28 protein-coding genes are annotated in these 24,730 nt (G+C 62.9%); 14 read left to right on the forward strand and 14 right to left on the reverse strand.

What is annotated here, in order from left to right:
* Positions 1–29: 29 nt before the first annotated feature.
* Both A9K65_RS02345 and A9K65_RS02350 read right to left on the reverse strand, forming a co-directional pair.
* A complete protein-coding gene (locus tag A9K65_RS02345; protein WP_013528336.1) occupies positions 30–1,814 on the reverse strand; it encodes a sensor histidine kinase in 1,785 nt (594 codons plus the stop codon).
* A 20-nt stretch (positions 1,815–1,834) separates the two neighbouring features.
* On the reverse strand, positions 1,835–2,536 hold the full coding sequence (locus A9K65_RS02350) for a response regulator transcription factor (protein ID WP_013528337.1): 702 nt from the start codon (positions 2,534–2,536) through the stop codon (positions 1,835–1,837).
* Between the two features lie 343 nt (positions 2,537–2,879).
* On the opposite strand from A9K65_RS02350, the gene A9K65_RS02355 reads away from it, so the two are divergent.
* From A9K65_RS02355 to A9K65_RS02370, 4 genes are all read left to right on the forward strand, one after another.
* Positions 2,880–4,490 (forward strand): phosphoenolpyruvate carboxykinase, encoded by a 1,611-nt coding sequence (locus tag A9K65_RS02355; RefSeq protein WP_064992854.1) that lies wholly within the window; start codon positions 2,880–2,882, stop codon positions 4,488–4,490.
* An 85-nt stretch (positions 4,491–4,575) separates the two neighbouring features.
* Positions 4,576–5,013: an alternative ribosome rescue aminoacyl-tRNA hydrolase ArfB gene (gene arfB / locus A9K65_RS02360; RefSeq protein ID WP_064992853.1), complete on the forward strand. Its 438-nt coding sequence runs from the start codon at positions 4,576–4,578 to the stop codon at positions 5,011–5,013.
* Between the two features lie 90 nt (positions 5,014–5,103).
* Positions 5,104–5,577 carry a peptidoglycan-binding protein LysM gene (lysM, locus tag A9K65_RS02365; RefSeq protein WP_064992852.1) on the forward strand — a complete coding sequence of 158 codons (474 nt, stop codon included), beginning with the start codon at positions 5,104–5,106 and terminating at the stop codon, positions 5,575–5,577.
* A gap of 102 nt (positions 5,578–5,679) precedes the next feature.
* Complete coding sequence (locus A9K65_RS02370; protein WP_064993026.1) at positions 5,680–6,309, forward strand: alpha-ketoglutarate-dependent dioxygenase AlkB; 630 nt, start codon at positions 5,680–5,682, stop codon at positions 6,307–6,309.
* On the opposite strand, the gene coaA is transcribed toward A9K65_RS02370, so the two are convergent.
* The 9 genes from coaA to hisB form a co-directional block, all read right to left on the reverse strand.
* On the reverse strand, positions 6,296–7,255 hold the full coding sequence (gene coaA / locus A9K65_RS02375; protein ID WP_013528342.1) for a type I pantothenate kinase: 960 nt from the start codon (positions 7,253–7,255) through the stop codon (positions 6,296–6,298). The two genes, A9K65_RS02370 and coaA, sit on opposite strands and share 14 nt — an antisense overlap.
* 24 nt (positions 7,256–7,279) lie before the next feature.
* Positions 7,280–7,603, reverse strand: coding sequence for a phosphoribosyl-ATP diphosphatase (locus A9K65_RS02380; RefSeq protein WP_063170995.1), 324 nt, complete (start codon positions 7,601–7,603; stop codon positions 7,280–7,282).
* Between the two features lie 70 nt (positions 7,604–7,673).
* A complete protein-coding gene (hisF, locus tag A9K65_RS02385) occupies positions 7,674–8,468 on the reverse strand; it encodes an imidazole glycerol phosphate synthase subunit HisF (protein ID WP_024501998.1) in 795 nt (264 codons plus the stop codon).
* Complete coding sequence (locus A9K65_RS02390) at positions 8,465–9,301, reverse strand: arginase family protein (protein WP_064992851.1); 837 nt, start codon at positions 9,299–9,301, stop codon at positions 8,465–8,467. Before A9K65_RS02390 ends, hisF begins: the two co-directional genes overlap by 4 nt.
* Positions 9,298–10,041, reverse strand: coding sequence for a 1-(5-phosphoribosyl)-5-[(5-phosphoribosylamino)methylideneamino]imidazole-4-carboxamide isomerase (hisA, locus tag A9K65_RS02395; protein ID WP_013528346.1), 744 nt, complete (start codon positions 10,039–10,041; stop codon positions 9,298–9,300). Before hisA ends, A9K65_RS02390 begins: the two co-directional genes overlap by 4 nt.
* A 4-nt stretch (positions 10,042–10,045) precedes the next feature.
* The gene (locus A9K65_RS02400) at positions 10,046–10,336 is read right to left on the reverse strand and encodes a DUF1330 domain-containing protein (RefSeq protein WP_013528347.1); all 291 of its coding nucleotides are present in this window, start codon (positions 10,334–10,336) and stop codon (positions 10,046–10,048) included.
* 86 nt (positions 10,337–10,422) lie between these two features.
* Positions 10,423–11,073 (reverse strand): imidazole glycerol phosphate synthase subunit HisH, encoded by a 651-nt coding sequence (gene hisH, locus A9K65_RS02405; RefSeq protein ID WP_024502000.1) that lies wholly within the window; start codon positions 11,071–11,073, stop codon positions 10,423–10,425.
* Positions 11,074–11,096: 23 nt separating this feature from the next.
* Positions 11,097–11,573 carry a DUF2628 domain-containing protein gene (locus tag A9K65_RS02410; protein WP_064992850.1) on the reverse strand — a complete coding sequence of 159 codons (477 nt, stop codon included), beginning with the start codon at positions 11,571–11,573 and terminating at the stop codon, positions 11,097–11,099.
* 4 nt (positions 11,574–11,577) lie between these two features.
* A complete protein-coding gene (gene hisB / locus A9K65_RS02415; protein WP_063169777.1) occupies positions 11,578–12,177 on the reverse strand; it encodes an imidazoleglycerol-phosphate dehydratase HisB in 600 nt (199 codons plus the stop codon).
* 242 nt (positions 12,178–12,419) lie between these two features.
* Here hisB and hslV point away from each other — a divergent pair, with 242 nt between their 5' ends.
* The 7 genes from hslV to A9K65_RS02445 all read left to right on the forward strand — a co-directional run bounded on the left by hslV (position 12,420) and on the right by A9K65_RS02445 (position 17,790).
* On the forward strand, positions 12,420–12,971 hold the full coding sequence (hslV, locus tag A9K65_RS02420; protein ID WP_013528351.1) for an ATP-dependent protease subunit HslV: 552 nt from the start codon (positions 12,420–12,422) through the stop codon (positions 12,969–12,971).
* Positions 12,961–13,476: a GNAT family N-acetyltransferase gene (locus tag A9K65_RS02425; RefSeq protein ID WP_064992849.1), complete on the forward strand. Its 516-nt coding sequence runs from the start codon at positions 12,961–12,963 to the stop codon at positions 13,474–13,476. Before hslV ends, A9K65_RS02425 begins: the two co-directional genes overlap by 11 nt.
* On the forward strand, positions 13,473–14,507 hold the full coding sequence (locus A9K65_RS02430) for a hypothetical protein (RefSeq protein WP_198327554.1): 1,035 nt from the start codon (positions 13,473–13,475) through the stop codon (positions 14,505–14,507). Before A9K65_RS02425 ends, A9K65_RS02430 begins: the two co-directional genes overlap by 4 nt.
* Entirely contained in the window at positions 14,504–14,632 is a 129-nt protein-coding gene (locus tag A9K65_RS36450; protein WP_280953807.1) for a hypothetical protein, read from the forward strand. Before A9K65_RS02430 ends, A9K65_RS36450 begins: the two co-directional genes overlap by 4 nt.
* Positions 14,633–14,738: 106 nt before the next feature.
* The gene (locus A9K65_RS02435) at positions 14,739–15,284 is read left to right on the forward strand and encodes a DUF2585 domain-containing protein (RefSeq protein WP_245322075.1); all 546 of its coding nucleotides are present in this window, start codon (positions 14,739–14,741) and stop codon (positions 15,282–15,284) included.
* Positions 15,285–15,288: 4 nt separating this feature from the next.
* Entirely contained in the window at positions 15,289–16,599 is a 1,311-nt protein-coding gene (gene hslU, locus A9K65_RS02440; RefSeq protein WP_064992847.1) for an ATP-dependent protease ATPase subunit HslU, read from the forward strand.
* Between the two features lie 231 nt (positions 16,600–16,830).
* Positions 16,831–17,790, forward strand: a complete 960-nt coding sequence (locus A9K65_RS02445; RefSeq protein ID WP_064992846.1) for a DUF1402 family protein — start codon at positions 16,831–16,833, stop codon at positions 17,788–17,790.
* 574 nt (positions 17,791–18,364) lie between these two features.
* On the opposite strand, the gene A9K65_RS02450 is transcribed toward A9K65_RS02445, so the two are convergent.
* The 3 genes from A9K65_RS02450 to A9K65_RS02460 all read right to left on the reverse strand — a co-directional run bounded on the left by A9K65_RS02450 (position 18,365) and on the right by A9K65_RS02460 (position 21,094).
* Entirely contained in the window at positions 18,365–19,603 is a 1,239-nt protein-coding gene (locus A9K65_RS02450) for an FAD-dependent oxidoreductase (protein ID WP_064992845.1), read from the reverse strand.
* The gene (locus tag A9K65_RS02455; RefSeq protein ID WP_013528358.1) at positions 19,600–19,914 is read right to left on the reverse strand and encodes a MocE family 2Fe-2S type ferredoxin; all 315 of its coding nucleotides are present in this window, start codon (positions 19,912–19,914) and stop codon (positions 19,600–19,602) included. The genes A9K65_RS02450 and A9K65_RS02455 overlap by 4 nt, the downstream gene beginning before the upstream one ends.
* 88 nt (positions 19,915–20,002) lie before the next feature.
* On the reverse strand, positions 20,003–21,094 hold the full coding sequence (locus tag A9K65_RS02460) for a fatty acid desaturase family protein (RefSeq protein ID WP_064992844.1): 1,092 nt from the start codon (positions 21,092–21,094) through the stop codon (positions 20,003–20,005).
* Between the two features lie 170 nt (positions 21,095–21,264).
* Here A9K65_RS02460 and A9K65_RS02465 point away from each other — a divergent pair, with 170 nt between their 5' ends.
* The 3 genes from A9K65_RS02465 to A9K65_RS02475 all read left to right on the forward strand — a co-directional run bounded on the left by A9K65_RS02465 (position 21,265) and on the right by A9K65_RS02475 (position 24,729).
* Positions 21,265–22,296 (forward strand): LacI family DNA-binding transcriptional regulator, encoded by a 1,032-nt coding sequence (locus tag A9K65_RS02465; RefSeq protein WP_013528360.1) that lies wholly within the window; start codon positions 21,265–21,267, stop codon positions 22,294–22,296.
* Between the two features lie 300 nt (positions 22,297–22,596).
* Positions 22,597–23,538: a sugar ABC transporter substrate-binding protein gene (locus A9K65_RS02470; RefSeq protein WP_024502009.1), complete on the forward strand. Its 942-nt coding sequence runs from the start codon at positions 22,597–22,599 to the stop codon at positions 23,536–23,538.
* 114 nt (positions 23,539–23,652) lie between these two features.
* The gene (locus A9K65_RS02475; protein WP_013528362.1) at positions 23,653–24,729 is read left to right on the forward strand and encodes an ABC transporter permease; all 1,077 of its coding nucleotides are present in this window, start codon (positions 23,653–23,655) and stop codon (positions 24,727–24,729) included.
* The last annotated feature ends 1 nt before the right edge of the window (position 24,730 follow it).

Here is a 24,730-nt window from a genome sequence, read left to right on the forward strand (position 1 = left end):
TGGACCAGGCGTGGTTGGAATTCATGCTCTCAGCCTTCGGCCGGCAACGTCACCACAAAACGCGCGCCCTTGATCTCGCCGGGTTTGGTGCCAGGGATGTTCTCGGCGGTGAGCGTGCCGCCATGGGCCTCGACGATTTGCCTGGATATCGACAGGCCAAGGCCCGAATTCTGGCCGAAGGCCTCGCCGGCCGGCCGATCCGTGTAGAAGCGCTCGAAGATGCGGTCGATGTTGTCGGCCCGGATGCCGGGGCCATTGTCGTCGACGGTGACGATGTTGAACTTGCCGGCACGCGCCAGCGACAGGCTGATGTGGCCATGATCCTCGGGAACGAAGGAACGGGCGTTCTCGATCAAATTGGTGATGACCTGGCCGATGCGCAGATCATGGCCGACGACGACATAGCCTTTGACGCCCTGCGGCAGTTTGGCGGCCTTGAACTCGATCTCGACCGCCTTCTTGTTGCGCGTCGCTTCGCGCGAAACGGCGACCAGATCGGTGATGAATTTCTTCAGGTCGACCGTTCCCGCATCTTCACGCGCGAGTTCCGCGTCCAGGCGCGATGCGTCGGAAATATCGGTGATGAGCCGGTCCAGCCGCCTGACATCGTGCTGGATGATATCCATCAGCCGGCCGCGCGAATCGTCGTTCTTGGCCAGCGGCAAGGTCTCCACCGCGCTGCGCAGCGACGTCAGCGGGTTTTTCAGCTCGTGCGAGACATCGGCCGCGAAGCTTTCGATCGCCTCGATCCGGGCGTAGAGCGCGTTGGTCATGTCGCGTATGGCGATCGACAGATTGCCGATCTCGTCCTGGCGGTCGGAAAAGTCGGGGATCTCCTCACGGCTCTTGACGCCGCGCCGCACTCGCACCGCCGCCGCCGACAGCCGGCGCAGCGGATTGGCGATGGTCGAGGCGAGCAGCATCGACAGGATGGCGGTGACAAGGGCCGCGATGCCGAAGACGCGCAGGATCGCCTTGCGCTCGGCGGCGACGATCTTGTCGATGTCGCCGCCTTCGGTCGACAGCATCAGCACGCCCAGGACGGCACGAAAGCGCTGGATCGGCACCGCCACCGAAACGATCTGCTCGCCCTGCTCGCTGACGCGCACGATGGTCGAAGGGCTGCCGGTGAGCGCCTTGACCACTTCCGGGAAAGCGGCACCATTGCCGCCCGGCTGCTCGTGATAGACCGGCAGCTCGGTGTTGCGGAAGAAGTCGAAGACGAATTTCTGGATGCGCTCGACCAGATCGGGCTCTTCTTCCTCGACCGGCGGCAGGTCGTAGCGCAGGATCTGGCCACGCGAATAGAGGTGGCGCGAATCGAGCAGCAGATTGGCGTCGCGGTCATAGATGCGGGCGCGGGTTCTGGTCGGCGAGATCAGCCTTCGCAGCACCGGGGCGACACGCTCCGGGTTGATCGGGAAATCGAGATTGTCGAGCTGGTCGGAGCCCGGCCCTAGGCTTTCGCCGGCCTGCAGTTCAAGCAGCTTTTCCGGGTCGATGCTGATCGAATCCGTCTCGACCGTCGCCGAAGCGGCGATGGCGCCGGCGATGATCTCGCCCTGGGTCATCAGGCTTTCGACGCGGGCGTCGATCAGCCCGTCGCGGAAGGTGTTGAGATAGAGGATGCCGGTCACCAGCACGGCGAGGCCGGCAAGGTTGAGGAACAGGATACGCCGCGTCAGGCTGGAAAAGATGTGATGGCCAAGGAAGCGGCGCATCGGCACCGTGATCTTCGAGACGAAGGACGGCATGATCCGCGACGGCCGCCTGGAGGCGCCCGCCGGTCTTGTTCGCTGTGCTTCCACTGCCATCGAATAGCAGGCCCTGCTACTTATGCTTCGCGGAACCGGTATCCGACTCCGTAAAGGGTTTCGATCATCTCGAAGTCGTCGTCGACGGCCTTGAACTTCTTGCGCAGCCGCTTGATGTGGCTGTCGATGGTGCGGTCGTCGACATAGACCTGTTCATCATAAGCCGAATCCATCAGCGCATCACGGCTTTTTACGACACCGGGACGCTGCGCCAGCGAATGCAGGATCAGGAACTCGGTGACGGTGAGCGTCACCGGCTCGCCCTTCCAGGTGCAGGTGTGGCGCTCCTGGTCCATGACGAGCTGGCCGCGCTCGAGAGAGCGGGCCTGCTGGCTGGGTGTCTTGGCGGCGGCCTCGCGGGCACTGGCGCGGCGCAGCACGGCGCGCACGCGCTCGACCAGCAGGCGCTGTGAGAAGGGTTTGCGGATGAAATCGTCAGCGCCCATCTTGAGGCCGAACAATTCGTCGATCTCGTCGTCCTTGGAGGTCAGGAAGATCACCGGCAGGTCGGACTTCTGGCGCATCCGGCGCAGCAGTTCCATGCCGTCCATGCGCGGCATCTTGATGTCGAGGATGGCAAGGTTCGGCGGGCGTGCCGCCAGGCCTTCCAGCGCCGACGCACCATCCGTGTAGGTCTCGACGCGATACCCCTCGGATTCCAGGGCGATCGACACCGATGTCAGAATGTTGCGGTCATCATCGACAAGCGCGATTGTTGCCATTTCAAGCGGCTCCCTCATGAGCTGTCCCTTCTGTCGTAGAGAAGGGGCTTTTGCAGGACAAATTAGGTACAAAATGTGGCATAGGCCTTGTCCGCTGTCACGCGCGGCATGCCGGCGGCCACAATCCTACCTCGACATCGATTGGACGAACGTACATCGCCAATCCTTTGGGCAACCGCGAAACTTTTTGCACATATAAACGATTTAAACAACTTTCAAAATATTTAAATCGATTAATGATTTGATATCATTTGGCTTTTCTGGTTCTGACCATCTCAGCCCGCGTAGTGGGCGTGCCGGGAAGGTGCCGGCAAAGATGCGGCAAATCCAAGAGGGACACTCGATGTCGGAAGTCGGCAAACGCAATTCCGCCTGCGCGATCGATCATATCGGCCTGAAAACCACCGGCGTGGTGCGCTATAATTTCGGTGCGGCTGCTCTTTATGAGGACTCGATCCGGCGCGGCGAAGCCCGCTTGACGGCACATGGCGCGCTGGTCGCCGAAACAGGCCAGCACACCGGCCGCTCGCCCAAGGACAAGTTTGTCGTCCGCAACAGTGACACCGAACCGCACGTCTGGTGGGACAACAACAAGGCAATTTCACAAGCCCAGTTCGACACGCTGCTCGCTGATTTCCAGGCGCATGCCGCGGACAAGGATCTATACGTCCAGGACCTGATCGGCGGCGCCGATGCGGAGCTGAAGCTGCCGACCAGGGTGGTCACCGAATTTGCCTGGCACTCGCTGTTCATCCGCAATCTGCTCATTCGTCCCGATGCCGCCGAGCTCAAGCATTTCGTGCCTGACATGACGATCATCGACCTGCCGTCCTTCCGCGCCGATCCCGCCCGCCACGGCAGCCGCACCGAAACGGTGATCGCCGTGGATCTCACGCGCAAGGTCGTGCTGATCGGCGGCACCTCCTATGCCGGCGAGATGAAGAAGTCGGTGTTCACCATGCTCAACTATCTGCTGCCGGCGAAAGGCGTGATGCCGATGCATTGCTCGGCCAACGAGGGTACGTCCGGCGACGCCGCCATCTTCTTCGGCCTGTCGGGCACCGGCAAGACGACACTCTCGGCCGATCCCTCGCGCACGCTGATCGGCGACGACGAGCATGGCTGGGGACCCCACGGCATCTTCAATTTCGAAGGCGGCTGCTACGCCAAGACGATCAAGCTGTCGGCGGAAGCCGAGCCGGAAATCTTCGCCACCACGCAGCGCTTCGGCACGGTGCTGGAAAATGTCGTGCTCGACGCTGATGGCGTGCCGGATTTCAACGACGGAAGGCTGACCGAAAACACACGCTGCGCCTACCCGCTGGATTTCATTCCCAACGCCAGCAAGACCGGCCGCGCCAACCATCCGAGGAACATCATCATGCTGACCGCCGATGCGTTCGGCGTGATGCCGCCGATCGCGCGGCTGACCCCGGCGCAGGCGATGTATCATTTCCTCTCCGGCTACACCGCCAAGGTGGCCGGAACCGAAAAGGGCGTGACCGAGCCCGAAGCGACGTTTTCGACCTGTTTCGGCGCACCGTTCATGCCGCGCCATCCATCGGAATACGGCAATTTGCTGCGCGAGCTGATTGCCCGCCACGGCGCCGATTGCTGGCTGGTCAACACCGGCTGGACCGGCGGCGCCTACGGCACCGGCAAGCGCATGCCGATCAAGGCGACGCGTGCCTTGCTTGCCGCCGCACTCGACGGCTCGCTCAAGACGGCCGAGTTCCGCACCGACCCTCATTTCGGTTTCGAGGTGCCGGTGGCGGTTCGAGGCGTCGACAGCGCCATTCTCGACCCGCGCTCCACCTGGGCCGACAAGGCCGGCTATGACCGGCAGGCGGCAAGGCTGGTCGGCATGTTCGCCATCAATTTCGAGAAATTCGAAAGCCATGTCGATGCCGTGGTGCTGGGTGCGGCGCCGCGCATGCAGGAAGCGGCGGAGTAATCGCGCTACGGGGTTCAGCTTTCGTTGAAAGGCCCGGCTTCGATCGGGCCTTTTCTTTTTCGATCCGCCGCGCCATGACTGCGGCATGGCGAGCGACGACAATATCTTCATATCAGGCGATGCGGTGATCCATCCGCGCGACCTGCACGAGGATTTCATCCGCTCGTCCGGTCCCGGCGGCCAGAACGTCAACAAGGTGGCGACGGCGGTGCAACTGCGCTTCGACGCCGCCAACGCAGCGGGTCTGTCGGAGCGCGTGCGCGAGCGGACGATCAAGCTTGCCGGCCAGCGTGCCACCAAGGACGGCGTCATCGTCATCGAAGCGGGCCGCTTCCGCACCCAGGAACAGAACCGGGCGGATGCGCGGGCACGGCTGACGGCATTGGTCGCCAAGGCCGCCGAGCCGCCACCGCCGCCGCGCAAGAAGACGCGGCCGTCGAAAGGTGCCGTGGAACGGCGGCTGAAGAGCAAGGCCGGGCGCGGCACGATCAAGAAACTGCGCGGCCGGGTGGAGAACGATTAAGCACCGCGAAGCTGCAACGCGCGGGTGGCTTCCAATTCTGGGTTGCAGATGGCAAGCTGCGATCACCCACCACAGCAATGGAGACCAACGATGGGCGTGTTCGATTTCGTCAAGAGTGTCGGCAAGAAACTGGGCATCGGCGGTGACGACGAAGCCGCACCCACGGCCGACACACTCAAGAAGGAGCTCGATTCGCACAAGCTCGGCACCGATGGCGTCGAGGTCGTCGTCAACGGCGATACGGCAGTGCTGAAGGGTGTGGTCAAGGACCAGTCGATCTTCGAGAAGGCGGTCATCGCCGTCGGCAACACGCTCGGCGTCTCCAAGGTGCAGGCGGACGAATTACAGGTCGCGCCAGCACCTGGCACGGCCGCCGCCCCGGCCAAGGAGCCCACCTTTTACACCGTGAAGAAGGGCGACAATCTCTGGAAGATCGCCGAGAAAAGCTACGGCAAGGGCCAAGGCGTCAAGAACACGGTCATATTCGAGGCCAACAAGCCGATGCTGACCCATCCCGACAAGATCTATCCGGGCCAGGTGCTGCGCATCCCCGACCTCGCCTGATCGGCGACTGCCAATTCGACAAGAGCGGCGGCTTTCGGGTCGCCGTTTTCATTTGATCGTGACATTTTACGGTTCCGAACCATCCAAAAGGTGATCGAATCCGTGCTCGTTCTGCCCAAAGGCGTCCGCCACATGCCGGCCTACCTGTCACGCACCGTGCAGGAAGAACTGGTCGACGAGGTGAGACGGATCGTGCAGCAGGCGCCGCTGTTCGTGCCGGCCATGCCGCGCACCGGCAAGGAGATGAGCGTGCGCATGACCAATTGCGGGCCGCTGGGCTGGGTCACCGACAAGGAGCACGGCTATCGTTACCAGCCGGCGCATCCGCTAACCGGGGCGCCTTGGCCGCCAATTCCGGATGCGCTGCTCGACCTGTGGCGCGAGGTCTCGGGCTATCCGCATCCGCCGGAAGCGTGCCTGATCAATTTCTACACGGCGGATGCGAAGATGGGCCTGCATCAGGACCGCGACGAGGCCGACTTTTCGGCGCCGGTCGTCTCCGTCTCGCTCGGCGACGACTGCCTGTTCCGGGTTGGCCAGACCACGCGTGATGGCGCCACCAAGTCGTTCAGGCTGCAAAGCGGTGACGTCGTGGTGCTCGGCGGCGAGGGGCGGCTGTGCTTTCACGGCGTCGGTCGGATCTATCCCTCGACCTCGGCGCTGCTGAAAAACGGTGGGCGGATCAATCTGACATTGCGACGGGTGACGAAGCCGGCCGTCACAGCTTCCTGAGCGCCACTTCCTCGATCAGGTGGTCGGCCCCCTTGCGCAGGATCAAGTCGGCGCGGGCCCGCGTCGGCAGGATGTTCTCGCGCAGATTCTTCAAATTGATGTTGGTCCACAGGCCTTCGGCGATGGCGCGCGCCGAACCCTCCGACAGCTGCGAGTAGCGGTGAAAGAAGGAGTCCGGATTGCGGAAGGCGGTCTCACGCAGCCGCATGAAGCGGGAAATGTACCAGTTGTGGATCAGCTTCTCGTCGGCATCGATGTAGATGGCGAAGTCGAAGAAGTCCGACAGGAAAGGCACGATCTTGCCGTCCTGCGGCAGCTTGCCGGGCTGCAGGACATTGATGCCTTCGAAGATCAATATGTCGGGCCGGTCGATGGTGACGAACTCGCCGGGAATGACGTCATAGGTGAGGTGCGAATAGACCGGCGCGCGGACATCGGGCAGCGCCGACTTGATGCCCGACAGGAAGCGCAGCAGCGCGCCGACATCGTAGCTGTCTGGAAAACCCTTGCGCTCCATCAGGTTCTCGCGGCGCAGGACCTCGTTGGGCAGCAGGAAGCCGTCGGTGGTGATGAGATCGACCTTGGGGCTCGACGGCCAGCGCGCCAAAAGCTCCTTCAGCACGCGTGCGGTGGTCGATTTGCCGACCGCGACGGAACCGGCGATGCCGATGATGAAGGGCGTCTTGACCACGTCGACCGCGTTGAAGAAGGCCTGGCGTTGCCGGAACAGCAGCTGGCTCGCTTCGACATGAGCCGACAACAGCCGCGACAGCGACAGATAGATGCGCGTGACCTCTTCGAGATCGACCGGATCGTTGAGCGAGCGCAGGCGGCGGAATTCGTCCGCGCTCAGCGTCAGCGGCGTGTCGGCGCGGAATTGCGACCATTGCTCGGCGGAGAAGAAGCGAAACGGGGAATACTTCTCGGTCGGCGCGAGCTGATCCATCGAGATACCTGCCCTTCCTCGCGGTCAGCCCTTGGGCCGTGACGCCTTCTCGGCGATGCCCGAACGCCGGGTGCGGCCTTCGAGCTCCTTGAGCACGTCGCTCAGCGAAACCCCCGAGAGGCCGAGAACGACGAGCCAATGATATATAAGATCGGCACTTTCCGAAACGAGGGCCTGTTTGTCGCCCTTGACGGCGGCAATCACCGTCTCGACTGCTTCCTCGCCGAGTTTCTGCGCCGCCTTGTCGATGCCGCGCGCGAACAGTTTTGCCGTCCACGAGTCCGGGTCGCCGGAATGGGCGCGTTCCCTGATGGTTTCTTCAAGATCTGACAGCGAAAACTCAGCCATGGCGCCATCTATCTGCTTGTTTAGGCATGATCTTTTCCGAAAACCGGTTCCCACTTTTCGGGATCATGCTTTAGGGCCGATTATTCACAGAGTCCAGCCGCATCGGCAGCCCTGCGGCGGCCATATGCGCCTTGGCCTGCGCTATCGTGTAGGTACCGAAATGGAAGATGGACGCGGCCAGCACCGCACCGGCATGGCCGTCGCGAATGCCTTCGACCATGTGGTCGAGCGTGCCGACGCCGCCGGAAGCGATGACCGGCGCACGCACGGCGTCTGATATCGCGCGGGTCAGCGCGATGTCGTAGCCGGCCTTGGTGCCGTCGCGATCCATCGAGGTCAGCAGGATCTCGCCGGCGCCGCGATCGACCATTTTCCGCGCGAACTCGACCGCGTCGATGCCGGTCTTTTCGCGCCCGCCATGGGTGAAGATTTCCCAGCGGTCGGCCTCACCGGTGGCGGACACTTTCTTGGCGTCGATGGCGACGACGATGCACTGGTTGCCGAACTTGTCGGCGGCCTCGGCAACGAAATCCGGGTTCTTCACCGCCGCCGTGTTGATCGACACCTTGTCCGCGCCGGCCAAGAGCAGCTTCCTGATGTCGGCGACCTGGCGCACGCCGCCGCCGACGGTCAGCGGCATGAAGCATTGTTCGGCGGTGCGTGCGATGACGTCGAAGATGGTTTCGCGATTGTCCGACGAAGCAGTGATGTCGAGGAAGCAAAGCTCGTCGGCGCCGGCCGCGTCATAGGCCTTGGCCGCCTCGACCGGATCGCCGGCGTCGACGAGATCGACGAAGTTGACGCCCTTGACGACACGGCCGTTCTTGACGTCGAGACAGGGGATGACACGGGCTTTCAGCATCAGCGGCCCTCTATCGTGGCGATGAGATCGTTCAGCAACTGGCCGACCAGCGGCGGAACATCGGCCTGCGCGTCGAAAGCCGGGTCGTAGGCGGAGACGGTGATGCCGACGACCGGCACCGCAAGCGCCATGGCGCAAGTGGCGTCGCGCAACTGCTCCGGGCTCGGGCCGCCCGAAGTGATATAGCGGTTGGCCTGCAACTCGCGGGGATCATGCACGTCCATGTCGAGGTGCATGTGCACGCGTTTGGCGCCGGCGATCTTCAGTCTTTCGGTCGCCTGTGCCACCCCGGAGCATTCCGTCCGCACGATCGGCAATGTCTCCAGCAGCCGCTGCTCGTCCGGATCGAGATCGCGGGCGTTGACGAGCACGCAACGCGACGGATCGATCGGCTTGAAGCCGGGAATGGCCGACGCCATTGGCCTCCAGCACAGGCCAAGCACCGTCGCCAGCGCCATGCCGTCGAGAAACCCGTATGCCGATGTCTCGGGCGTGTTGAGGTCGCCATGCTGGTCGGCCCAGATGATCGCATCGGCGTCCTCGCCGGCGACCGCACCGGCTGATGTCAGGCAGTTTCCCGCAAGGACGATGGGAAACCGAACGGCGTCACGGGCAAGGCGAACCTCGGTCGCAACCGCGTTGCAGACAGCAAAGCCGGTGGCGATCTCGCGCTCCTGGATGTCTCCGACCCTGCCGATGTCTTCCACCGTAACGTCATGGCCGGCCATGGTCAGCGCGTCGACGAGCCCGCCTGATATCAGTGCGTCCGGGCCCTGGCCCATGCCGCCATGGTAATGACCGCTGTCGTAGGAGGCCAGGATGATGGAGATTTTCACGTCCGCGTCTCCGCCCTGCCCTGCAGGATCGCCAGGGCCTCGGCCGGATCGATGCGGCCGTCATAGAGCGCGCGCCCGGAGATCGCCCCTTCGAGCTTTTGCGCATCGGGCATGGTCATGCGCACGATGTCGGCGATCGAGGCGAGGCCGCCCGACGCGATGACCGGGATCGATACGGCATCGGCGAGATCGATGGTGGCGTCCCAGTTGATGCCGGTCAAAACGCCGTCGCGGTCGATATCGGTGTAGATGATGGCGGCGACTCCGGCGCCCTCGAATTTCCTCGCCAGTTCGACGACGCCGAGGCTCGACGCCTCGGCCCAGCCCTCGACGGCGACCTTGCCGCCCTTGGCGTCGATGCCGACGGCGACCTTGCCCGGAAACGCCTTGCAGGCCTGTCTGACCAGGTCCGGGTCACGCACCGCCACCGTGCCGAGGATGACACGGGCCAGCCCGCGATCGAGCCAGTCCTCGATCTGCGCCAGCGTGCGGATGCCGCCGCCGAGCTGCACAGGGTTCTTCGTCGCCTTGAGGATGGCGCCGACCGCCGCGCTGTTGACGCTCTGGCCCTGGAAAGCGCCGTTGAGGTCGACGACATGCAGCCATTCGAAGCCCTGTTGCTCGAAGGCCCGCGCCTGCGCTGCAGGATCATCGTTGTAGATGGTCGCGGTGGCCATGTCGCCGTGCTTCAGGCGCACGCACTGGCCGTCCTTGAGATCGATGGCGGGGAAAAGGATCATCCGTTCAGGCGCCTTCCACAATGGCGAAATGCGATGTCGAATAGAGACGTCGGAACTTCAGCGCCGCCTGGTATTCGGGCGAATGGAAGCAGGCGAGTGCGACCGCGTAGCTCTCGAACTCGATGATGACATGGCGATTGCCCGACGACCCTTCCGGGCTCGACGACTGACCGCCGCGGGTCAGGAATTTTGCGCCATATTTGTCGAAAGCCGCTTTGTTGGCGGCAATGTATAGCGGATAGTTTTCCGGATCGGTCACCTCGACCATCGCCATCCAGTAGCCCTTCTTGCTCATCGGTTTCCCCTTTGCTTGAGCATGATCTCGGGACAAACGGGACCGTTTGTCCGAGAAAACCGGGGTCCACTTTTCGGGATCATGCTCTAGGGCCTCCAGCGCAGGAAATTGGTGATCAGGGCGAGGCCCAGCGCCTGGCTCTTTTCCGGGTGGAATTGCGTGCCGACGAGATTGTCGCGGGCGACGGCCGCCGTCACCGGGCCGCCATAATCGGCGACCGCCAGCACTTCGTCCGGCTTGCGCGCATCGAGGTGGTAGGAGTGCACGAAATAGGCGTGCAGCCCGTTGGTCCCGGTGGGAATGCCGGCAAACAGTGGATGCTGGCGTTTGAGTTCGATCGTGTTCCAGCCGATCTGCGGGATCTTCAGCGCCGGATCGGAAGGCATGATCTCCTTGACGTCGCCCGATATCCAGCCGAAGCCCTCGGTAATTGTCTTTTCAAGGCCGCGCTGCGACATCAGTTGCATGCCGACGCAGATGCCGAGGAAAGGCCGGCCCTTGACGATCGCGACATCCTCGACGGCTTCCCGCATGCCTTCGACGGCCTGCAGGCCGGCCGCGCAATCGGCATAGGCGCCGACGCCGGGCAGGACGATGCGATCGGCCGTGCGCACCCGCTCGGCATCGGCCGTCAGGTCGATCTGCGCCGCGATGCCGGCTTCGCGCGCGGCGCGCTCGAAAGCCTTGGTGGCCGAGCGCAGATTGCCCGAGCCGTAGTCGATGATCGCAACCCGCATATCAGCTTCTTCCCGGAATCATGTCAGTTTCTTCCCGGTATGTGGGTCAGCCCCAGCGCAATGCCCGGCTGCGCTGGCCGCGCGAGGGCAGCATCGGGGACCATGCGCGGCGCCGGCACAACCTCATCGGCAAGCGCTTCCGCCTCCAGCGCATAGCGTGTGTCGGCATCGTCGAGCCAACCGGCTTCGACCGCGCCCCACTCGTGCCAACCACGCCGGCGAAGTGCCGCGATGCGCAGGCCTTGCCCTTCCAGGCCGACATAGAGCGAAACCAACAACGACAGCAGCGACCCGGCCACACCAAGGCCGAGCTTCTGGCCCAGCATCGAAAGCAGGCCCATGACGACGAAGGTAAGTGCTGCTTCGATCCACAGCCGATGCCAGGCGAACCATAGCGGCGGCACCAGGAGGCCCAGCCAGGTGAAGCCATCGCGGACAAAGGCCGTCGCATCAGCCTTTTCGCTGCGGCCTGGCGGTTCCATCACGACGTAGGTGGCCATGGCCTTATCCCTTCAACGATCCCTTGGTGGAGGGAACCGCATCCGGCTGGCGCGGATCGCGTTCGAGAGCAGCGCGCAGCGCGCGCGCCACCGCCTTGAAGCAGGTCTCGGCGATGTGATGGTTGTTGGCGCCATAGTGGTTGGTGACATGCAGCGTAATGCCGGCATTTTGCGCCAGCGCCTGGAAGAACTCGCGCACCAGTTCGGTGTCGAAGGTGCCGATCTTCGGCGACGAGAAGGAAACGTTCCAGACTAGGAAGGGACGGCCGGACACATCGATCGCGGCGCGCGTCAGCGTCTCGTCCATGGCAAGGTCGATCGAGGCATAGCGCATGATGCCGCGCCGCTCGCCGAGCGCCTTGGTCAAGGCCTGGCCGAGCGCGATGCCGGTGTCCTCGACCGTGTGGTGATCGTCGATATGCAGGTCGCCCTTGGCCCTGACCGTCATGTCGATCAGGGAATGGCGCGACAGCTGGTCCAGCATATGATCGAAGAAGCCGACGCCCGTAGCGATATCCGACTTGCCGGAACCGTCGACATGGACCGACACGGAGATGTCGGTTTCCTTGGTCTTACGGCTCGCTTCGGCGGAACGGGGCGGCATCACTCTATCCTTGTCCAGAGGTTCACATCGTGACCGGCTCAGAGGCTTCAAGCGCTCGCAGGCTTGAAAACGAAAGCCTTCTAGCAGCATGATCCGGCGATTGCCAGTTGCCTCTGGCAGCGGTATCGGCCTTGCCAGAGAGCGATTTGCAATCACCGGCCCCATGCATACATATGGCCGATCAAAGTTACTCGTACCGCGCCAATCGCCTTATCGGGATGGCGCTGCTCGGAGCCCAAGAAATGTCCAATGAACTGACCATGCACGCCACGACCATCGTGACGGTGCGCAAGGGCAACAAGGTGGTGATCGCCGGCGACGGCCAGGTCAGCCTTGGCCAGACCATCATGAAGGGCAACGCCAAGAAGGTGCGCCGCATCGGCAAGGGCGGCAATGTGATTGCCGGTTTCGCCGGCGCCACCGCCGACGCCTTCACGCTTTTGGAGCGGCTCGAGGCCAAGCTCGAACAATATCCCGACCAGCTGACGCGCGCCTGCGTCGAGCTCGCCAAGGACTGGCGCACCGACCGCTATCTGCGCCGGCTGGAAGCGATGATGCTGGTGGCAGACAAGTCAGTCTCGCTGGCGCTGACCGGCACCGGCGACGTGCTCGAGCCCGAATTCGGCGTCATGGCCATCGGTTCGGGCGGCAATTACGCGCTGGCCGCGGCCCGCGCGCTGATGGACAGCGACAAGGATGCCGAGGAGATCGCCCGCAAGGCGATGCAGATCGCATCCGACATCTGCGTCTACACCAACAACAATTTCGTCGTCGAAACGCTCGATGCCGCCTGAAGAGGTGGTGGCCTATGATTTTCGGCCGGTGACGGAGAAAGACCTGCCGATGATCGTCGGCTGGCTTGCCCAGCCGCATGTTGCAGAGTGGTGGGACGATCCGGAGACGGAAATCGCCGGGATTCGCGATCATATCGACTCGATTTCCGTCGAGCCGCTGATCGTCGAGCTCGACGGCAAGCCGATCGCCTATCTGCAGAGCTACGACCCGCATCTGGAAGACGACCACCCCTACGCCGACCAGCCGTTCGGCACGCTCGGCATCGACGTGTCGATCGGCGTGCCGGAGCTGGTCGGGCGTGGCCATGGCTCGGCGATCGTGCGCCAATTCGTCGAACAGCTTTTCGAGGAAGGTGTTCCGCGCGTCATCATCGACCCGGATCCCGCCAATGTCAGGGCGATCCGCGCCTACGAAAAGGCCGGCTTTGTTGCCTTTGACACCAGAACATCGGAGTACGGGCCAGCCCTGATGATGGCGCGCGACGCGACGCAGGAGCCCAATTGATCAGCGCCGAAACCCTCGACAAGGCAGTCGCGAAAGGTTTGATCTCGCAGACCTTGCGCGATCAGTTGGAGGCCATGGAACGCGCGGTCGCTCTCGCCCCCGAGGCCAGGCGCGCCGATGACGAGGGTGACGAGGAAAACCTGCGGCTGGTCGGCGGCGGCAACGATCTGTTCGTCACCGTGGGAACCGTTCTGCTCAGCGCCGGCTTCTTCTTTGTCCTCACCACCTTGCTTCCAGGCCAGACATTCTGGATCGCCGGCATCCTCGCGGTTTTCGCCTGGGGGCTCGCCGAAATCGTCACGCGTCAGCACCGGATGAAACTATCGTCGTCCGTGCTTGCCCTGATTTTCATGGCCGCCATTCTGGCCGCTCTGGCGCTGCAAGTGGAGGCCAGCTTCGGCATACGCAAGCCGGAAACCATCTGGCAGCTATTGGCGTTGCGCCAGACGGCGTCCCGGGCCGGATATCTGTTCCTGGGCGGAGGAATAATCGCGGCGGCGATCTATTTCCGGCGCTTTCGCGTCCCCATCATTGCCGGGACCATCGCCATCGCCTTCACACTGCTTGCCTTCCTGCAAACGGCGATAATCCTGTATGACAGTGTGACAACCGGCGCGATTGCGCCGCCGCGCCTCGAGGACGTTCCCGAATTGCTTCGCGCGGCCCTTTACATGCCGCTGATCTGCGGCCTGATCGTGTTCGCAACGGGTGTCGCTTTTGACATTTACGACAGGGATCGACGCAAGATCTGGTCCGATTGCGCTTTCTGGCTGCATGTCGTCTCGGCGCCGATGCTGGTGCATCCGCTCTTTATCATGGCAACCGGCCAAAACGTCGTATTCGGACATATCGCGCCGGATGCCAATGCAACCATCATGCTGACGATTCTGATCCTTGGCTTCCTCTATGTCGCGCTGGCCATAGACCGCCGTTCGCTTCTGGTTTCTACATTGGCTTACTTCGGCTCGCTGGGCATCTATTATCTGGTGAATTCCGCCTCCGATTCGACGGGCATCCCGCCTTTGCCTTGATCCTGGTCGTTGTTGGCGCGCTGATTATTCTGTTCGGGGCCGGCTGGCAGCGTATCCGGCGGATTGTGGTCAACCCCACCTTGCCGGCGGCCGTGATCCGCCGGCTGCCGCCGCTGAAGGCGTGACAGGGCTTTGTGATGATCGAGACGGCGACGCGAAACGAGGGGGAATGAACCGATGACGACACCGGCCACGGAAAACAGCTATTCGGCCTACGAAGACAGCTGGCGGATGGGGCTTCTGCTGGTGCTTGCCCTGGTCATCTTCCAGGCCGGGGCGCTCTACGGCATGGGGCGGACGCCGATCTGCACCTGCGGCTACGTCAAGCTCTGGCATGGCGTGGTGAACAGTTCGGAGAATTCCCAGCACATTTCGGACTGGTACACCTTCTCGCACATCATCCACGGCTTCCTGTTCTATGCGCTGGCGCGGTTCCTGTTCCCGCGTTCGCCGATCGGCCTGAGGCTGGCGTTCGCCGCCTTCATCGAGGGCGGCTGGGAGCTGCTGGAAAACAGCCCGTTCATCATCGACCGCTACCGCGCCGGCACCATTTCGCTCGATTACTATGGCGACAGCATCATCAATTCGGTGTCGGACACACTGGCCATGGTGCTGGGATTTGTGATGGCGCGAAGGCTACCTATATGGGTGATCGTCAGCCTCGCCATCATCTTCGAACTCGGCACCGGCTACCTCATCCGGGACAATCTGACACTCAACGTGATCATGCTGCTGCATCCGTTCGAGGCCATCAAGCAGTGGCAAAGTGGAATTTAGTGATATGAGCACATTTTCTCCCCGCGAAATCGTTTCGGAACTCGACCGCTTCATCATCGGCCAGAAGGACGCCAAGCGCGCCGTGGCCATTGCCTTGCGCAACCGCTGGCGCCGCCAGCAGCTGGAAGGCCAGATGCGCGAAGAGGTGATGCCCAAGAACATCCTGATGATCGGGCCGACCGGCGTCGGCAAGACGGAAATCTCGCGCCGCCTGGCGCGGCTGGCCGGTGCGCCCTTCGTCAAGGTCGAGGCGACCAAGTTCACCGAAGTCGGCTATGTCGGCCGCGATGTCGAGCAGATCATCCGCGACCTGGTCGAGATCGCCATCGGCCTGGTGCGCGAGAAGATGCGTGAGGACGTCAAGGCGCGCGCCCACATCAACGCCGAGGAACGTGTGCTGGAAGCACTGGTCGGCAAGACGGCGAGCCCGGCCACCCGCGACAGTTTCCGCAAGAAGCTGCGCGACGGCGAGCTCGACGACAAGGAAATCGAGGTTGAGGTTGCCGACACCGGCAGCGGCGGCATGCCCGGATTTGAAATCCCCGGCATGCCGGGCGCCAATATCGGCGTGCTGAACATCAACGACATGCTGTCGAAGGCGATGGGCGGCAAGAAAATCAAGATGCGCAAGACGACGGTGAAGGAGTCCTACGACCTGCTGGTCAATGACGAGTCCGACAAGCTGCTTGATCAGGACGAGGTGGTGCGCCGGGCGCTCGATGCCGCGGAAAACGACGGCATCGTCTTCCTCGACGAGATCGACAAGATCGCGGCGAGATCGGACATTTCCGGCGGGCCCTCGCGCGAAGGCGTGCAGCGCGACCTGCTGCCGCTGGTCGAAGGCACCACGGTGGCGACCAAATACGGACCGTTGAAGACGGATCACATCCTGTTCATCGCCTCCGGCGCCTTCCACGTCTCGAAGCCGTCCGACCTGTTGCCGGAATTGCAGGGCCGCCTGCCGATCCGCGTCGAACTGCGGGCGCTGGAGAAGGACGATTTCGTGCGCATCCTGACCGAGACCGAGGCCAGCCTGATCAAGCAGTATATCGCTCTGATGAAGACCGAGGGCGTCGAGTTGACCTTCACCGAAGACGCCATCGATTCGCTCGCCGGCATCGCCGTCGATCTCAACGCCAGCGTCGAGAACATAGGCGCCAGGCGCCTGCAGACGGTGATGGAGCGGGTGCTGGACGAAATCTCCTACGATGCGCCCGACCGCAACGGAACGAGCGTCACTATCGACGCCGCCTATGTCGAAAAGCATGTCGGCGATCTGTCCAGGAATACCGACCTGTCGCGGTTCATCCTTTAAACGACGGCGCCGAAACGTTCCGGCGCCGGTCCAGGCAACATTTTCCGGCAAGCAAAATCATGTGTGGCCAGATGGTACCATCTGGCCACCTTTCGTCCTGCCGGGTGAAGGGGCGCTCTCGACTCGACCAAGAGCTTTACCTAGTTTGCGCGGCAATTCTCGATCTCTTGGTTGACGCAATTCCGGAAAACCGTTTCACACTTTTCCTGGAATTGCTTGGGCGGCGGGTGCATGAAAAAACTGATCCTGGTCATTCTCGGCTTGACGCTGGCGGCGACGCTGTTCGCCGCCGAGGCAGCGACATTGGTGCCGCCGGGAAATCGCAATGCCGTGCAGCCCGACATTCCCGGCGCCTCCAGCCGGCGCACGCAGGCGACCAACACCAGCTTCCAGGCGAAGTACCGCAAGGTCTATGCCCTGCTGCAGAACGACGCCGATTTGCGCGGCAAGATCAGGAAGGCGGCGGCCGCCTACGGCATCGATCCCCTGCACATCGTCGGCGCCATCGTCGGCGAGCACACCTACAATGTCGATGCTTATGACCGGCTGCAGACCTACTATGTCAAGGCGATCTCCTATCTCTCCAGCAAGCTGTCCTTCGCCTATGACGGCGAGGACATCACCGATTTCGTCCAGCGGCCGGAATTCAAGAAATGCGCGGGGATGTCCGACAGCTACGATCTGTGGGAATGCCGCGAACAGGTGTGGAACCGTTCGTTTCGCGGCAAGTCGGTCGGCGGGACGAGCTTTCCCGACGACCGCTTCGGCGCCACCTTCTTCCAGCCTTATTATGCCGGCCAGACCTTCGGCCTCGGCCAGCTCAATCCGCTGACCGCCCTGCAGATGAGCGATCTGGTGCACAAGGTTTCGGGCCTGCCCAAGCTCGACGTCGGCGATCCCAATTCGGTCTACAAGACCATCATGGATCCCGACCTGACGCTGCCCTACGTCGCCGCGACGATCAGGAAATCGATCGATGCCTATAAAAGCATTGCCGGCTTCGACATTTCGGGCAATCCCGGGCTGACCGCCACGCTCTACAATGTCGGCAATCCGGAGCAGCGCGCTTATGCCCTGAAGGCGGAGAACGACAGGCGCCGCGCCGCCGGTGAGCCCGAAAAGCTGCCGGAAGAGAATTATTATGGTTGGCTGGTGAACGACAAACTGCCGGAGCTGAAGGCGCTGTTTTAGCGCGCGCTGACTTCAAGCTTTGAGGCCGAAAACGCCTCATCTTCTGGCGCCTGCGCCGCCCCTCATTGCCCTGCCGGGCATTTCTCCCCGTATAGTGACGGGGAGAAAGTAGCTGGCATCAACGACAGCGCTCTTCTCGCAACGTTGGTGATTGGCGAAATCCCCGGGCGAAAGCGTCCTTCTCCCCGTTCGCGGCTACGGGATGCACATATCTTCTGTGACTGGCGTGACTGATCCGCCCGAGGCCTGATTGTCACGTGGTTCCCCCAATCCGTCGCTGCTTCGCAGCGCCACCTTTCCCCCCTCCGGAGGGAAAGGAAAGGAGCGTTGCTGGACGAGCGTCGACGGCAAAAGCTTGGCGCCTTTCCTCTACCCCGTCGATCGGGGGAGAGGTGGCTCGGCGAAGCCGAGACGGAGTGGGGGTCGACCAGCGCCGCATAAGACAAGTTGCCATGCACCCCATCGCCAAAGACCAGTTGCTTGGAAATGTGTGCATGCCGTAGCCGTTTACGGGGAGAAGATGCCGGCAGGCAGATGAGGGGCAGCGCCGACCTCTATAAGGTCGCACAAAGACTCAGGCCGCCAACAACGACTTCAGCTTCACGTCCTGTGATCCCAGCGCTTCCGGCGCCGGCTTGGCGCGCTTGGCGATCAGCATTTCGGCCAGCCTGATGTCGCGGGCGACCGCGTTGCCGGGGCCGATGCCGCTGGCCGCGACCAGCCTGCCGTCTTCAGCCAAATGGAAGAGGATGAAGGCGCCGTCGCCGAGATCGCGGCGCACGGTGTTTTTGCCCTCGTCGGAGAGCCCGGCGATCTGCAGGGACAGACCATATTGATCCGACCAGAACCACGGCACCGCCGCATGCGCCTCGCCGGCGCCGAGCATGTTCCTGGCCGCCAGCGCGCCCTGTTCCTGGGCGTTGCGCCAGGCTTCCAGCCGCACCCGGCGGCCGCCATAGACGGCGAGCGGAAACGAGCAGCAATCGCCGGCGGCAAAGATGTCGGGATCGCTGCTGCGCAGCTCGGCATCGACTGCAATGCCATTGTCGATCGTGAGCCCCGCTTCGGCCGCAAGCCAGGTCACCGGCACGGCGCCGATGCCGATGATCGCGAGGTCGGCTGATATCTCCCGGCCGCCGGCAAGTGTGACGCGCACCTCGTTGCCATCGTCGGCGATGGACGCGATGCCGTCGCCGCACAGGATGTCGACGCCCTCGGCGACATGCGCCTCATGGATGATTTCCGCGATCTCCGCCGGCACGCCGCGCATCAGGATGCGAGGCTGAGCCTCGATGACGGTGACCGCGGCACCGAGCTTGCGGGCCGCGGCGGCGAGTTCGAGGCCGATAAAGCCGCCGCCAATGATGGCGATACGGTTGCCGGGGGTGAGATGCGCGCGAATGGCGAGCGCATCAGCGAAGGTTCTGAGATAGACGCAGCGCGGGCCCAGGCCCGGCATCGGCAGCTTGCGCGGCGTCGAACCGGTTGCCAGCAGGAGCTTGTCGTAAGGCAGGACCGATCCGTCCGACAGGCGCACAGTATGCGCCGCGCGATCGATCGCGACGGCCTGGACGGAATGGACATGCCGGATCGATTTCTCGGCCAGAATTGCGTCGCTGGCGATCGCCTTGATCTCGGGCGCATCGCTGGCCATCGCCTCCTTGGACAGAGGCGGGCGCTCATAGGGCAGATGCGGCTCGTCGCCGACCAGCGTCACCGGCCCCTGATAATCGAGGTCGCGCAGCGCCAATGCCGCCCGCCCGCCGCATTCGCCGGCGCCGATGATGAGCATCCCCCCCGCCATGTCAGTCATCCGATCTGGATCAGGACTTTGCCGGCATCGACCTTGACCGGATAGGTCTTGAGATTGATGCAGACCGGGGCGCCGCGGGCGTCACCCGTCTTGTAGTTGAAGCGCCCATTGTGCTTGGGGCATTCGATGATGTCATCCATCACCAGCCCGTCGGCCAGGTGCACCTTTTCATGCGTGCAAAGGCCGTCGGTGGCGAAGAACTCGTCGTCGGGGCTGCGATAGATGGCGAAGGTGCGGCCGCCATGGTCGAAGCGCATCACATCCTCCTCGTCTATGTCGCCGGTGGCGCAGGCCTCGACCCAGTCGCTCATTCAAGTCCTCCCAAAAGCAAAAAAGTGCGCAGCGGTTTTCCGTCCGGAATTGCGTTAAATAAACAGTCTGGATCGGATGGAAGCACGATCATTCCGCCGCGGCGGCGATAGTGTCGTTGTGGAATTCCTCGCGATATGGCCGTGCGGTCGGCGGCAGCTCGCGCTTGAGGAAATAGTCCTCGTTGCGCAGCTGGCGCAGGAAGACCGGGATCATCTCGCGGTAGCCGGCCAGGATCGACGGTGTCGGTTCCGGCAGATCGTGCTTGATCAGTTCGTGCAGCCTCGGCAGCGCATGATAGGGCACCATCGGAAACATGTGATGCTCGACATGGTAGTTCATGTTCCAGTAGATGAACCGGCTGATCGGGTTCATGTAGACGGTGCGGCTGTTGAGCCTGTGGTCGGTGACATTGTCGGCCAGGCCGCCATGCTGCAGCAGCCCGACCATGACATGGTGCCAGGCGCCGTAGAGCCTGGGCAGGCCGACCAGCATCAGCGGCAGGAACGAACCGGTGTAGAGCGCCAGCCCGACGGTGGCGGCATAGATCGCCGTCCAGATGCGGGCGACGCGGATCGCCTTGGGCTGTTCCTGTTCTGGAATGAAGGTCTTTTCGGCGGCGCTGACGGTGCCGGCGGCGTTGCGCAGCATATCGCTCATCGCATGCCAGGCGTCGAGCACGCCGACGAAGCCCAGCATGGCGCGAACCAGATCCGGCGGCCGCATCACCGAGATTTCCGGGTCGCGGCCGACGATGACGGTGTCGGTGTGGTGGCGCGTGTGGCTCCAGCGCCAGGTCACCGGATTGCGCATGATCATGAAGCAGGCGATCTGATAGACCGCATCGTTCATCCATTGCGTGCGGAAGGCGGTGCCGTGACCGCATTCGTGCCAGCGTGAATCCGTCGAGGAGCCGTAGAGCACGCCATAGACGAAGAAGAACGGCACGCACCACCATGTGCCCCAGAGCCAGGCGCCGCCGGCGCCGCTGACGATCAGGGCGGCGAACCAGATCGCCGTATCGCGGATCGCCGGCCCGTCGGAGCGCTGCATCAGCTCCTTCATCTGCTTGCGCGGTATGTCGGTGTGATACCACTCGGCCGCCGACAGGCCGGTCTCGACGGCGAGCTTGGCGTCGCGGCCGATCAGGCTGTAGTCACGCCGGGACGGCGCAGTGGACATGATTGCCTCCCTCGGCAAAGGCATCCGCCAGAGCGAATGCCATGAAATCCCTTGGCTTCGGGCGTCAAAGTAACGCCGACTAATGATAGACTCAACATCATAAAGATAGTTTCTATCATTTCCCATCAGGATGATGTACGAAGGGCTCGAGCAAACCCGACGAGGCAAGCATGGTGAAGCGGCCGACAATATCCGATCTGGCGCGCATCTCGGGCGTCAGTGTCGCCACCGTCGACCGCGTGCTGAACAACCGGCTGCCGGTGCGCGAAGAGACAGCGCGCCGCGTCTACGAGACCGCTACCGACATCGGCTATCACGCTGCCGGCCTTATCAAGCAGCGCATGCGCCAGGAGTTGCCGGAGTACCGCCTGGGCTTCCTGCTGCTGCGGGGCAACGATGCCTTCTACGGTGACTTCGCGCGGGAACTCGAACTGGCCATCTCGCAATCGCAGCGCTTCCGCGGCGTTGCGAGCATCGATTTCGCCAGCTCCCTGGCTCCCGACGAGATCGCCTTGCAGATGCGCAGGCTGGCGGCGAAATCGAGGGCCATCGCCGTTGTCGGTCCGGACCATCCGACCCTGACAGCGGTCGTGGAAACCTTGAAGGCGAGAGGACAGCCGGTCTTTTCGGTGCTGTCCGACTTTGCCGCCGGCATCCGGGAGGGCTATATCGGCCTCGACAACCGCAAGGTCGGGCGCACCGCCGCATGGATGATCTCCAAGGCAGCCAAGCGGCCCGGCAAGGTCGCCCTCTTCGTCGGCAGCCACCGCTTCCACGGCCATGAGCTGCGCGAGATCGGCTTTCGCTCCTTCTTCCGCGAGCATGCGCCGGAGTTCAGCGTGCTTGAAACGCTGGTCAATCTGGAAGCCAACCAGGTGACCCATGACGCGATGATCGATCTTCTGGCGCGCTATCCGGATCTTGCCGGCTGCTACGTCGCCGGCGGTGGCATGGAAGGCGCGGTCTCGGCGCTGCGGGCAGCGAAGCCCGCGACCATGCCGGTGGTCGTCTGCAACGAGATCAACGCAGAGTCGCGCGCGGCGCTCGCCGACAACATCCTCACCATGGTGATCTCGACCCCGCTCGCCGCTTTATGCCGTGAGCTCGTCGACCTGATGGCGCATGCCATCGAAACCGGCGCCGCCAACGCTCCGGGCCAGACCTTTCTGCCCTTCGACATCTATCTGCCGGAAAACATCTAGCCAGCCGCCGCGCAAGGCGCCGAGGCAAATGATAGAATCCATCAGAGCGATGCGTAAATCGGCCCGCAGGCCGCGGAATCGCCCTTGACGCCCCGATGTGAAATGGAATAAATATTTCATCATCTGTATATTTTGGTTCTTTCGTTCCGGAATATCTGTTTCAAACAGAGGGTTTGACGTTCCAGCCAACGGCAAGCGTCACCCGGAATAGAAATGACATCAGGGAGAGATTCCCCGGGGAGATCGGGGATTCCGGATAAATCGGTGAAACCGGACACCAATATGTGGAGGAGAAACACAATGAAGAAATTGATTTTAGGCGTCGCCTTCGCGGCGCTGATGAGTTCATCCGCCCTGGCCGCCAAGGTTGGCGTGTCGATGGCCAAGTTCGACGACAACTTCCTGACCGTGCTGCGCAACGGCATGATCGAGCAGGCCAAGGGCATGAGCGGCGTCGAGCTGCAGGTCGAGGACGCGCAGAACGACGTTGCCAAGCAGCTTGACCAGATCAAGAACTTCGCCGCTTCGGGCGTCGACGCCATCATCGTCAACCCGGTCGACACTTCGGCCACGCAGGCGATGTCGGATGCCGCCGCCGCAGCCAAGATCCCGCTGGTCTATGTCAACCGCGAGCCGGTCAATGTCGACACGCTGCCCGACAACCAGGCCTTCGTCGCCTCGAACGAAGCCGATTCCGGCACGCTCGAGACCAAGGAAGTCTGCCGCCTGTTCAAGGAAGCCGGCAAGAAGGAAGCCAATGTCTATGTGATCATGGGCGAGCTTTCCAACCAGGCCGCCGTGCAGCGCACCAAGGACATCGACGATGTGATCGCGACGCCGGATTGCAGCTTCATCAAGATCATCGACAAGCAGACGTCGAACTGGAACCGCGACGAGGCGCAGAACCTGATGACCAACTGGCTTTCGACCGGCAAGCCGTTCGATGGCGTCATCGCCAACAATGACGAAAGCGCCATCGGCGCCATCCAGGCGATGAAGGCCGGCAACATCGACATGAAGGCGGTTGTCGTCGGCGGCGTCGATGCCACCCAGGACGCGCTGGCGGCCATGCAGGCGGGCGACCTCGACGTAACTGTGTTCCAGGACGCGGCCGGCCAGGGCGCCGGCGCTCTCGATGCGGCGCTCAAGCTCTCCAAGGGCGAGAAGGTCGAGCACAAGGTCTACGTGCCCTTCCAGCTGGTGACGCCAGCCAACATCGACAAGTTCCTGAAGAAGAACTGAGCCGCCAGCGGTTCGATACGGAGCGGCGCTCTCGATCAAGACAGCGCCGCTCCCCTCTCTCCCTCAGCGCCGGCACGGCGCGAGGGCGACCGCGGCTGATGGAGGACAGAATACGTGGCACAGACATCTCATGGCGTCGGCGGCGTCGGTTATGATGCGAAGAAGCGCACATGGCCGGCCGAGTTCAATGTTTTCCTGGCCCTGGTCATTCTCGTCGTCATCTTCGAACTGATCGGCCGCATCTTTCTCGGCGACAGCTTCCTGTTCAACACACGCAGCGATGTCGGCGGCATCTTCAACGAAGCGCGCCTGCAGATCATCATCCTGCAGGTGTCGATCGTCGGCATCATCGCCATCGGCGTGACACAGGTCATCATCACCGGCGGCATCGACCTGTCCTCGGGCTCGATCGTCGGCGCGACCGCCATGATCGCCATGAGCTTCGCCCAGGTGGCGACGGTCAACGGCAACCCCAATCCCAAGGCGATGTTCCTGGCGCAGGGCTGGACCGACCTGCCTGTCATCGTGCCGCTGCTGGTGGCGATCGCCTGCGGCCTCTTCGCCGGCCTGGTCAATGGCGCGCTGATCGCCTACACGCGCATTCCGCCGTTCATCGCCACGCTCGGCATGATGGTGACCGCGCGCGGTATCGCCAAATGGTGGTCCAAGGGCCAGCCGATCTCGTTTCCCACCGAGAGTTTCGCCAGCATCGGCAAAGGCCTGATGCCGGTCGTCATCTTCCTGTCGCTGGCCATCCTGTTCCAGCTGATCATGACCTATACGAGGTACGGCAAGCACTGTTACGCGATCGGCTCCAACGAGGACGCCGCGCGCATGTCCGGCATCAAGATCGCCAACCACAAGATCCTGGTCTACGTCATCGCCGGCATTCTCGCCGCGCTCGCCGCCGTGGTGCTGAGCTCCAAGAACCTGACCGCGCAGTCCGGCATGGGCGTGATGTACGAACTCGACGCCATCGCCATGGCGGTCATCGGCGGGGTCTCGCTGTCGGGCGGCCGCGGCTCGATCATCGGCACGGTGATCGGCTCGCTGATCTTCGGCGTCATCATCTCCGGCTTCACCTTCCTGCGCCTCGACGCCTACTACCAGGAGATGGTCAAGGGCGTGATCATCGTCGGTGCGGTGGTTCTCGACCAGTGGCGCCAACGCCTGCGGGCAATGAGGGCATGAC

The sequence above is a fragment of the Mesorhizobium sp. WSM1497 genome (genome assembly GCF_001672455.2).
Taxonomy (GTDB): Bacteria; Pseudomonadota; Alphaproteobacteria; order Rhizobiales; family Rhizobiaceae; genus Mesorhizobium; species Mesorhizobium ciceri.

What these genes read in the sequence shown, in the direction of transcription:
- A9K65_RS02345 (WP_013528336.1), bottom strand. Translation starts at nt 1,814, where the DNA reads ATGGCAGTGGAAGCACAGCGAACAAGACCGGCGGGCGCCTCCAGGCGG.
- A9K65_RS02350 (WP_013528337.1), bottom strand. Translation starts at nt 2,536, where the DNA reads ATGGCAACAATCGCGCTTGTCGATGATGACCGCAACATTCTGACATCG.
- A9K65_RS02355 (WP_064992854.1), top strand. Translation starts at nt 2,880, where the DNA reads ATGTCGGAAGTCGGCAAACGCAATTCCGCCTGCGCGATCGATCATATC.
- arfB (WP_064992853.1), top strand. Translation starts at nt 4,576, where the DNA reads ATGGCGAGCGACGACAATATCTTCATATCAGGCGATGCGGTGATCCAT.
- lysM (WP_064992852.1), top strand. Translation starts at nt 5,104, where the DNA reads ATGGGCGTGTTCGATTTCGTCAAGAGTGTCGGCAAGAAACTGGGCATC.
- coaA (WP_013528342.1), bottom strand. Translation starts at nt 7,255, where the DNA reads ATGGATCAGCTCGCGCCGACCGAGAAGTATTCCCCGTTTCGCTTCTTC.
- A9K65_RS02380 (WP_063170995.1), bottom strand. Translation starts at nt 7,603, where the DNA reads ATGGCTGAGTTTTCGCTGTCAGATCTTGAAGAAACCATCAGGGAACGC.
- hisA (WP_013528346.1), bottom strand. Translation starts at nt 10,041, where the DNA reads ATGATCCTTTTCCCCGCCATCGATCTCAAGGACGGCCAGTGCGTGCGC.
- A9K65_RS02400 (WP_013528347.1), bottom strand. Translation starts at nt 10,336, where the DNA reads ATGAGCAAGAAGGGCTACTGGATGGCGATGGTCGAGGTGACCGATCCG.
- hisH (WP_024502000.1), bottom strand. Translation starts at nt 11,073, where the DNA reads ATGCGGGTTGCGATCATCGACTACGGCTCGGGCAATCTGCGCTCGGCC.
- A9K65_RS02410 (WP_064992850.1), bottom strand. Translation starts at nt 11,573, where the DNA reads ATGGCCACCTACGTCGTGATGGAACCGCCAGGCCGCAGCGAAAAGGCT.
- hisB (WP_063169777.1), bottom strand. Translation starts at nt 12,177, where the DNA reads ATGCCGCCCCGTTCCGCCGAAGCGAGCCGTAAGACCAAGGAAACCGAC.
- hslV (WP_013528351.1), top strand. Translation starts at nt 12,420, where the DNA reads ATGTCCAATGAACTGACCATGCACGCCACGACCATCGTGACGGTGCGC.
- A9K65_RS02425 (WP_064992849.1), top strand. Translation starts at nt 12,961, where the DNA reads ATGCCGCCTGAAGAGGTGGTGGCCTATGATTTTCGGCCGGTGACGGAG.
- A9K65_RS02435 (WP_245322075.1), top strand. Translation starts at nt 14,739, where the DNA reads ATGGGGCTTCTGCTGGTGCTTGCCCTGGTCATCTTCCAGGCCGGGGCG.
- hslU (WP_064992847.1), top strand. Translation starts at nt 15,289, where the DNA reads ATGAGCACATTTTCTCCCCGCGAAATCGTTTCGGAACTCGACCGCTTC.
- A9K65_RS02445 (WP_064992846.1), top strand. Translation starts at nt 16,831, where the DNA reads ATGAAAAAACTGATCCTGGTCATTCTCGGCTTGACGCTGGCGGCGACG.
- A9K65_RS02450 (WP_064992845.1), bottom strand. Translation starts at nt 19,603, where the DNA reads ATGACTGACATGGCGGGGGGGATGCTCATCATCGGCGCCGGCGAATGC.
- A9K65_RS02455 (WP_013528358.1), bottom strand. Translation starts at nt 19,914, where the DNA reads ATGAGCGACTGGGTCGAGGCCTGCGCCACCGGCGACATAGACGAGGAG.
- A9K65_RS02460 (WP_064992844.1), bottom strand. Translation starts at nt 21,094, where the DNA reads ATGTCCACTGCGCCGTCCCGGCGTGACTACAGCCTGATCGGCCGCGAC.
- A9K65_RS02465 (WP_013528360.1), top strand. Translation starts at nt 21,265, where the DNA reads ATGGTGAAGCGGCCGACAATATCCGATCTGGCGCGCATCTCGGGCGTC.
- A9K65_RS02470 (WP_024502009.1), top strand. Translation starts at nt 22,597, where the DNA reads ATGAAGAAATTGATTTTAGGCGTCGCCTTCGCGGCGCTGATGAGTTCA.